The following is a 7,913-nucleotide window of genomic DNA, read 5'->3' as shown; positions in this document are numbered from 1 at the left end:
CCCTCCCCTTATCACATGATTTCGTATTCGTGAGCAAGATCCACTAAAACAAGGATTGAAACACCTATTCTTTTCCTTCTGATCCATTCAAAATAGTATTCGTGAGCAAGATCCACTAAAACAAGGATTGAAACATATCGTACAGTGTACACCCAATAACCAGTAACCAATTCGTGAGCAAGATCCACTAAAACAAGGATTGAAACAATGAACCAAGTATATGAAACCTTAACAATTCTCCAATTCGTGAGCAAGATCCACTAAAACAAGGATTGAAACTTATTCAGGGTATGACTATCCAAAACTCGATGGGAGAATTCGTGAGCAAGATCCACTAAAACAAGGATTGAAACTGATATATGTGACGATGATGACGAAAAAAAGAACAAAACAAACTTCCATTTATGATAATATTCCGACTGAAGCTAAGTAACTGTCACAAAACAGATTAGGCAAACTTTTCATAAAGTTAATTTTTAATTGGTGATAATGATCTTGAAAATCAAGGCATCCAATCGAAACTTATACATAGTTTGTTCTGTGACGACTCCTAAAACAGAAATAGACATTAAGTGGAGGGGTCCCTACGCATGGCCAAAATTCGAGACTGAATCTAATCTTCCCGCTATTCCTAAGCACCCTGGTGTCTACTTGTTGACCTCTATATATGAAAATGGCTACATAATCTATGCTGCAGGAATTACACGCCGGCCTATACCCCAACGTTTCCGAGAGCACACCAGAAAATACCTGAGCGGAGATTACACGATCTTGGACATGGATGCCATGAAGCACGGAGTACGAAAAGAGATATGGCATGGATGGAGCTGGACGCCAGATAAACGCAAAGAGTACGAACACAGGAAAAGCGAGCTTTTGGAAGCTGCCAGAAAACAACTAGCAGCGTTTAGCATTTTCGTAGCAGACGTAGGTATTGAGCCTCGAATTCTTGAGCGAATCGAAGCGACAATTATGTATACTCTATACGAAAATGCCCATCCCTTCTGTGATATTCCAGACAGAGGAATGCAACTATCTCCACGATGGAAAATGATGGAAAGCCCAATTACGGCGTTTATACATTCCTCTGTTGAACTATACGGGCTTCCGAAACAACTTGAAATATAAAAAGTAATTTTTCGCGCTTACTATACGGATAAAATCTCTTCCTACTGTCTTCAATTTAAGATATTAATCAAGTTTGTAGGGTTTACACCACATCCCATAATAGCTGCCATCAGGCAGGAAGATCATTAAGAGCGATTAGGGGGAACGTGCCTAAACTCCTAACATGAAATACGCTAATTCTTAATAGTAGATACTTTAAAGATATTTACTCCAGAACTCTACCAAAACACCAGAGTAAAATAATAAAATTACTCCAGAGTTTTATTCGTGAACAAGATCCAATAAAACAAATATTGAAATTTACACAATTTGAAAAAGATTAATGTTTGAGTCGCCAGCTCCTGTATCAAATTCCATTTGAATTTAAAATTTGTAGTATGGAAAAATTGTTTTAGGACTCTGTACACATATAATGCCATGAAAAGAGGAAATGAAAAGAGGACAAACAATGTGGGGCCTTTAATCCACAAAAGTATCCAAAGCCTAAGGTACCAGAAGATGTGAAGTTGGAAGTACAAACAAAAGCGAAGGAGCTTATTGAATCGTTTTTAAAACCTGAATATATCAAACCTCCACCGGAAGAGATGCGTTATAACTATGTAGTGGACATTTATACGAAGTGGTACCGCAGCTACTTTTACTTCTGTGCGAAATACGCATGTCCGGACCCGCAGGCTATATCTCCATTTTTTGAAAAAAAGTTTACACGCATGGAATATGCTGGAGATAGGCTTTTCAACCTTTCATACATGAGACATACGGGAACGTGGTTTGAAATTTTTAGAGACTTATCTATAGACGAATGTTTAGAGACAATCAAGGATTTGCCCCACTTTCAGCCATAAAAGAAATTCGTTTACTCGCCAGCTGTATTATCGGACTTTGTTGGGAATTATCGGAATATATCGAAAAGTTAACATATATTACAGGAAATTATTGGACATTAGAGGACGTTCATTCAGGTGGATAACTTATGAAAGATGATTTTAAAAATATATATCAGTTTAAGATTTCAATGAAAGGCATAACTCCTCAGATCTGGAGACGAATCCAGGTACCGGAAAATTATATTTTTCTGGATCTTCATAACGCTATCCAGGCTGCAATGAATTGGGAAGATTACCATTTGCACGAATTCGAAATACAAAACCCAAAGACCGGGATACTTGATAGGATAGGGACAGAAGGTGACGATTACGAAGATTTCAGTGACGAGCCTCTTGTGCCAGAAAAAAAGACAAAAATCTCCAAATATTTTACGCTGGAAAATAAGGAAGCTCTGTACAGGTACGATTTCGGAGACAACTGGCAGGTAAAAATCCGGCTTGAGAAAATCCTTCCAAGAAAAGAGGAAATGAAATATCCGGTATGCACCGCAGGAAAAAGAGCAGCAGTCCCCGAGGACATCGGAGGAATATGGGGCTATGAAGAGATGCTCGATATCCTGAAAGACCCCCAAAATGAGGAATATGAAGACACAGTGGAATGGTTGGGTGAAGATTTTGACCCCGAATACTTCAATCCAAAAGACGTTGCTTTCTAAGCCGGAAAAAACTGGTGAATGAAACCTCGGCCTGAACACAAGAAATAATATCAATATAGTTCAAGCAAAAAATAAACTGCTTGATGTTGGTTTTTCAGTTTTGAACTTACGCAGTTGGACTGAAAAATTAACAGAATTGGACCGTTAACTGTTTGAAATGTGACCTTTAATCCACAGTGTTTGTCGTATTTGATCTTGTTCCTCAAGTGAGTGAGTCCTGCAGGTTTGAGATTATCTGAGAATTTGCTGAAAATAAGGAAAAATGACCCTGAAGAACAGCACACGCCACTAAAAAGGATTGAAACTTCATTATTTTTGCGTTTGAGTTCGCAAATGCCGAAAATCCGTACTAACCACTAAAACAAGGATTGAAATTAAAAAAGACCAAAAACAGTATAGAAACTTTTTTCATATCATAGAGTAATCTGTGAAATGTGAAACCCTCTATCATTGAAGTACATGACAAGTCTGCCGATGTCTATGATAATATGAGTGTACTGACAGAATATCATGGGCATGAAGTGCTTTTTGGGCTAGCTTATGAGTATTTATCTCAGGGGAGTAGTGTCCTTGATGTCGGTATTGGTACCGGGCTCAGTTCATATTTGTTTTATAAGGCCGGTCTCAAGGTATACGGGATTGATGGCTCGAAAAAGATGCTCGATATATGCAATAAAAAAGAATTCGCTACGGAACTTAAGTTGTGCGATTTGGTAGTAGATAGATGGCCCTATGAGGACGCAAAGTTCGAAAATACAGTAGCATGTGGAGTATTCCATTTCTTTGAGAAACTGGACAGGTTTTTTGAAGAAGCAAATCGCGTGACGAAAATAGGAGGTACCTTCAGCTTTACTGTTATGGTATCGGAAGAAGGCCTTTTGAGCTATACGGATGCCGGTTCAGGTCTCTCCATATACTATCATAATGACTTTCAAATAATCGAACTGTTAAACAAATGTGGTTTTGAGATATTAAAATATGTTACATTTTTTGTGTATAAAGCACCTGATAAAATAGAAAAGTCGATGTTTAGAGGGTATCTCGCAAAAAGGGTTTGAAAAATCTTCGTAACACAAACTCTTTCATTAAAGTTAAAGTTAAAGTTAAAGTTAGAGTTAAAGTTAGCATTTACAGACAAAGTTCGCTAAGTTTTATGCAGAATACTCGTGCCTAGCCCTGCAAATTATATAACCATTTTTAAACAAAGCTCACACGCATTGAATATGCGAGAGATAGGTTTTTCAATCTTTCATGCATGAGATGCCTGCAAGATCGGTTTGAAATTTTTAGAGATTTATCGATAGATGAGTGTTTAAAGACAATCTAGAGTTTTCCCTACTTTCTATAGCGAAAGAAATTAATCTACACTTCATTGACTTTGTCCATTTCGCGAAAATTGTTGAACAGTATTGAATAGTATCTAAGATTAGCAAAAATTAATGAATATTGAGAAATTAATGGATATTAGCAGAAGTTAGCGGACGTTAACAGAAATTTAAAGGTGTTAGCGGACGTTTATTCTGGGGAATAACTCTATGAAAGACACGTTTAAAAAGATATACCAATTAAAGCTTTCAATAAAAGGTATTAGCCCTAAAATCTGGCGAAGGATCCAGGTGCCGGAAAATTATACTTTTTTGGACCTTCATAAGGCTATCCAGGCCGTAATGAACTGGGATGATTACCATTTGCATGAATTTGAAGTACAAAACCCAAAAACCGGGGAGCTTGACAAAATAGGGAAAACAGATGACGATTGTGAAACATTCTGTGAACCTCTTGTGCCGGAAAATAAAGCCAAGCTCTCCAAATACTTCACTCCGGAAAATAAATTTGCTCTGTACAGGTACGATTTCGGAGACAACTGGGAGATAAAAGTCCGGTTTGAGGAAACCCTTCCGAAAAAACAAGGAAGGAAATATCCTGTCTGCACTGCAGGAAAAAGAGCAACAGCCCCTGAGGACATTGGAGGAATACTGGGCTATGAAGAGATGCTCGAGATCCTGAAAGACCCCGAACATGAGGAATACGAACAAACAGTAGCGTGGCTGGGGAAAGATTTCGATCCGGAATATTTTAACCCAAAAGACATTTCTTTTGAGTTCAAAGACCAGCGGGTTTATACCAGGCTTTAAATGTAAAAATACATCTACAAAATTCAGATAATTTTTAGGGAGGCCTGAATTCTTTATAAGCGATATTAAGAACCTCGAAGCCTCAAGTAAATAGATTAAGACTTACGTAGTTGAACTGGAAAAATCAACAGCATTAAACCTTTAACCGTCTTAAACACGAGTTCAATTCACAGTCTTTGAAGTGATCAGATTTTGTTCCTCAAATGCGTAAGTCCCAAATGTATAATTCTAACATAGACTAATAACATAGACTAATAAACATAAATTATAGAGTAACTATTCAGTATATCCAAACATGTCTATTGATCTTGATTCTAGTGAAAGCAAGGCATCCAAGAAATAACATGCGGAAAAGAAAAAAGTAATCAGCTGCCAACAGACTAAAAAACTCAATTTGCAGAAAGTTGTCAATTGAGTTTTAATGACGATGGCTATTGATTCTGTTTTACATAGGCTGAATAGTTACATTATAGATTAATAAATGAGGCTCCTCGCTGTTTTTCTGGATTTTAATAAATTGTGGAACTGAAAAGCAATCAAACAAAAGAAAAATGTCGATTCTGAATTAATTCTCATAAAACAAAGGAACTGACATAATGTCAAAGAAAATTGGTAGGAATGATCCATGTCCATGTGGGTCAGGAAAAAAATATAAACATTGTTGTTTAGGTAGTAGCAAAGCAGTTACTGGAAATCTAACTACTGGAAGTAAAACTACTGGAAGTAAAACTACTGGAAATAAAACTACTGGAAGTAAAACTACTGGAAGTAAAACTACTGGAAGTAAAACTACTGGAAGTAAAACTACTGGAAGTAAAACTACTGGAAGTAAAACTACTGGAAGTAAAACTACTGGAAGTAAAACTACTGGAAATCTAACTGCTGGAAGTAAAACTACTGGAAATAAAACCACTCAAAATCAAACAGCTTCAAAATCTGAAAAACGAATTATTAGTCCGTTAGCTATTATGAGATTTGAACAGAGATTACAAGAAAAACCCGAACAATTAGAACAAATTGGCAAACAAATTGAACAATACTATGATCGCAAGGATATAAGCTTCAAAGATTTCATTCTAAAAAGCTGGAATCTGGATAAAGTAAAGAAGATGAGCACTTCGGAAATAATTGAAACATTAAGGTCAATAAATGTCGATTTCGAAATAGAACGTTTCAAAGAACAGGCTCAAAGTTATGTCTCTGCAATTCAGCTAGCAGAAGATCATTATTATACACAGAATTTTCAGGCAGAAGGCAAGGATGAAGATTTTATCTGGTTGGCAATGATAGAATTATGGAACCGGATAATTCCAGAAAAATACAATATGGAAATGATTGATGACTTAATTCAAGATGGCTATGACGACATTGAAAACCAGAATTACAGAGATGGAATGGAGAAGTGGGAAAAAGCGTGGAATATAATAGTAAGTATTGTTCCTCCTCATATAAAATCGGTTACTGATGCTGATAAATTCATTTCCGTTTTAACACAAAGTATTTTTAATTGGTGTCAGGATTTTGAAATGGAGTTAGCGAACGCAGCATTGGAAGATGCCTTTTTTCATTTGAAAAGGACAAAATACTGCCAGGATTTCCGCCGGATTTTCCCCTATTCTGATAAATTAATAATAAAAAATATGCTCAAAGCAGAAGCTGAATCACGTGCTGCGCTTGGGGATACGGAAACAGCAAAAAAATGATTTAAGGGATAAATTAAGTGGCTTCCAAACAATTTCTGTGGTTTTACTGACGTGGAGATACGTAGTTTGATTGTGAACTACCAACGGCTAAAGCACGTTTGCTTCTAGAATCATCCCGTTTCCTTAAGGAAATCAGTCATACAAACTCTTTCCCACGTCCCGCAGTTGTAGTTAAGAGTCGATATAATTATTAGATAACAAGACATAATTCACAGCAAAGAGCTACTCGAAAAGGTGAGCATAATGTCAGATCCTGATAAATTCGATATAGAAGCAAAACATATCTATGAAGCCCATAAGGAAGAATGGGAAAAGCTATACAGTGGAAAAATAATAGCCATAGATGTTGATGCTAATGACATTGTGTCGGTAGGTGATCACCTTAAAGATGTTAGTTTAAGAGCAAGAAAAGAGCGCCCAGGCCACCGTTTTTTTGTGCGTAGAGTAGGTAAAAATCCTTCAGTTGCCCGACTCAGGAACAGAAACTATGCATGAAAAAGCTACTTTTGATTATTATGATAATGACCCTCTTGTCGTTGTGACTCTCATTAATCCAGTTTTAAGAAAAAGACATAAAGCTTGTGCATATCTTGATACTGGCTCAGATGCAGTTGTCATACCAGAAGACATTTGGTTTAAACTCGGATTAGATAAGGACTTAATGGCAAGTGTAAGTGTTGTTGGAAACACAGTTAATACATGGTACACTTTTATAGACCTGGAATTCCTTCAGAATAAACATAAAGATATTGAAGCTTTTTATAATGGTACAGCAGGAGATATTTTGATAGGTAGAAACATCCTTGATGAATATTCTGTAACGTTCGATGGTAGGAATTCGAAGCTGTATATAGAATGAGTATGAATAGTATTTTCATGTCTTCTGCTATGGGAGAAGCATAAGAACCTTAAGGAACTGTAGAGTAAAAAATCTACCACAGATACTAAATTATAGAAAAGAAGGTATTCAAAGTGGTAAAACCCATTGAATTAGGGCTTGTTCTTGAAGGTGAAGATGCAAAGGAGTTCTTCAGGAATGAGAAGAATCCTGTGGTTTCAAAGAAGCTGGTAGGAATGTTCAAGCGTGCAAAAAAATACATGAGAAAAACAGGTTTTAAGCTTGAGTTTTACAATTCCAGACTCTGAACTTCATACAATCCCCTTAATAAAAATCATAATCTTTCTTCTTTTAGTTGTTTGAATCAGGAACTAAACGATTTTCTGAAAAACGATGCCCTGGATTGATCAAAAGAATATGATTAGCAGGACAAGTTTGTGATTTTGGAATGATGAACTGGTAGGATTTTTCACCCTTATCGCAGATACGATTAAGAGATTCAAGAATGAAACCTAGCTTCGGCAGGTTAACGCAACTAGAGGTATATATTTTCATATTCCTCTCCC

Annotated in this window: 10 protein-coding genes and 1 CRISPR repeat array; of the genes, 9 read left to right on the top strand and 1 reads right to left on the bottom strand. The window is 36.5% G+C overall.

What is annotated here, in order from left to right; all coding sequences use genetic code 11:
• Window positions 1-25: 25 nt before the first annotated feature.
• Window positions 26-354: direct repeats of the CRISPR family, unit length 38 nt; unit sequence ATTCGTGAGCAAGATCCACTAAAACAAGGATTGAAACA.
• Window positions 355-495: 141 nt separating this feature from the next.
• The 9 genes from ASJ81_RS06805 (at window position 496) to ASJ81_RS22675 (ending at window position 7,655) form a co-directional block, all read left to right on the top strand.
• Window positions 496-1,128 (top strand): hypothetical protein, encoded by a 633-nt coding sequence (locus ASJ81_RS06805; RefSeq protein WP_212556041.1) that lies wholly within the window; start codon window positions 496-498, stop codon window positions 1,126-1,128.
• A 506-nt stretch (window positions 1,129-1,634) separates the two neighbouring features.
• Window positions 1,635-1,973 (top strand): DUF3024 domain-containing protein, encoded by a 339-nt coding sequence (locus tag ASJ81_RS06800; RefSeq protein WP_212556040.1) that lies wholly within the window; start codon window positions 1,635-1,637, stop codon window positions 1,971-1,973.
• Between the two features lie 128 nt (window positions 1,974-2,101).
• The gene (locus ASJ81_RS06795) at window positions 2,102-2,671 is read left to right on the top strand and encodes a plasmid pRiA4b ORF-3 family protein (protein WP_095643823.1); all 570 of its coding nucleotides are present in this window, start codon (window positions 2,102-2,104) and stop codon (window positions 2,669-2,671) included.
• A 434-nt stretch (window positions 2,672-3,105) separates the two neighbouring features.
• Window positions 3,106-3,729, top strand: a complete 624-nt coding sequence (locus ASJ81_RS06790) for a class I SAM-dependent DNA methyltransferase (protein ID WP_141241610.1) — start codon at window positions 3,106-3,108, stop codon at window positions 3,727-3,729.
• Window positions 3,730-4,206: 477 nt separating this feature from the next.
• Window positions 4,207-4,806 (top strand): plasmid pRiA4b ORF-3 family protein, encoded by a 600-nt coding sequence (locus ASJ81_RS06785; RefSeq protein WP_095643822.1) that lies wholly within the window; start codon window positions 4,207-4,209, stop codon window positions 4,804-4,806.
• Window positions 4,807-5,402: 596 nt separating this feature from the next.
• Window positions 5,403-6,509 (top strand): SEC-C metal-binding domain-containing protein, encoded by a 1,107-nt coding sequence (locus tag ASJ81_RS06780; protein WP_095643821.1) that lies wholly within the window; start codon window positions 5,403-5,405, stop codon window positions 6,507-6,509.
• A 243-nt stretch (window positions 6,510-6,752) separates the two neighbouring features.
• A complete protein-coding gene (locus ASJ81_RS06775; RefSeq protein WP_095643820.1) occupies window positions 6,753-7,004 on the top strand; it encodes a hypothetical protein in 252 nt (83 codons plus the stop codon).
• Complete coding sequence (locus ASJ81_RS06770; protein WP_095643819.1) at window positions 6,997-7,368, top strand: hypothetical protein; 372 nt, start codon at window positions 6,997-6,999, stop codon at window positions 7,366-7,368. The genes ASJ81_RS06775 and ASJ81_RS06770 overlap by 8 nt, the downstream gene beginning before the upstream one ends.
• A 113-nt stretch (window positions 7,369-7,481) precedes the next feature.
• A complete protein-coding gene (locus ASJ81_RS22675) occupies window positions 7,482-7,655 on the top strand; it encodes a hypothetical protein (RefSeq protein ID WP_170943225.1) in 174 nt (57 codons plus the stop codon).
• 43 nt (window positions 7,656-7,698) lie between these two features.
• Here the strand turns inward: ASJ81_RS22675 and ASJ81_RS23245 are convergent.
• The coding region (locus ASJ81_RS23245) for a hypothetical protein (RefSeq protein WP_212556039.1) at window positions 7,699-7,913 on the bottom strand (215 nt) is incomplete at its 5' end.

This window comes from Methanosarcina spelaei (assembly GCF_002287235.1).
Classification (GTDB): domain Archaea; phylum Halobacteriota; class Methanosarcinia; order Methanosarcinales; family Methanosarcinaceae; genus Methanosarcina; species Methanosarcina spelaei.
This window is presented reverse-complemented; position numbering and strand designations above follow the sequence as displayed.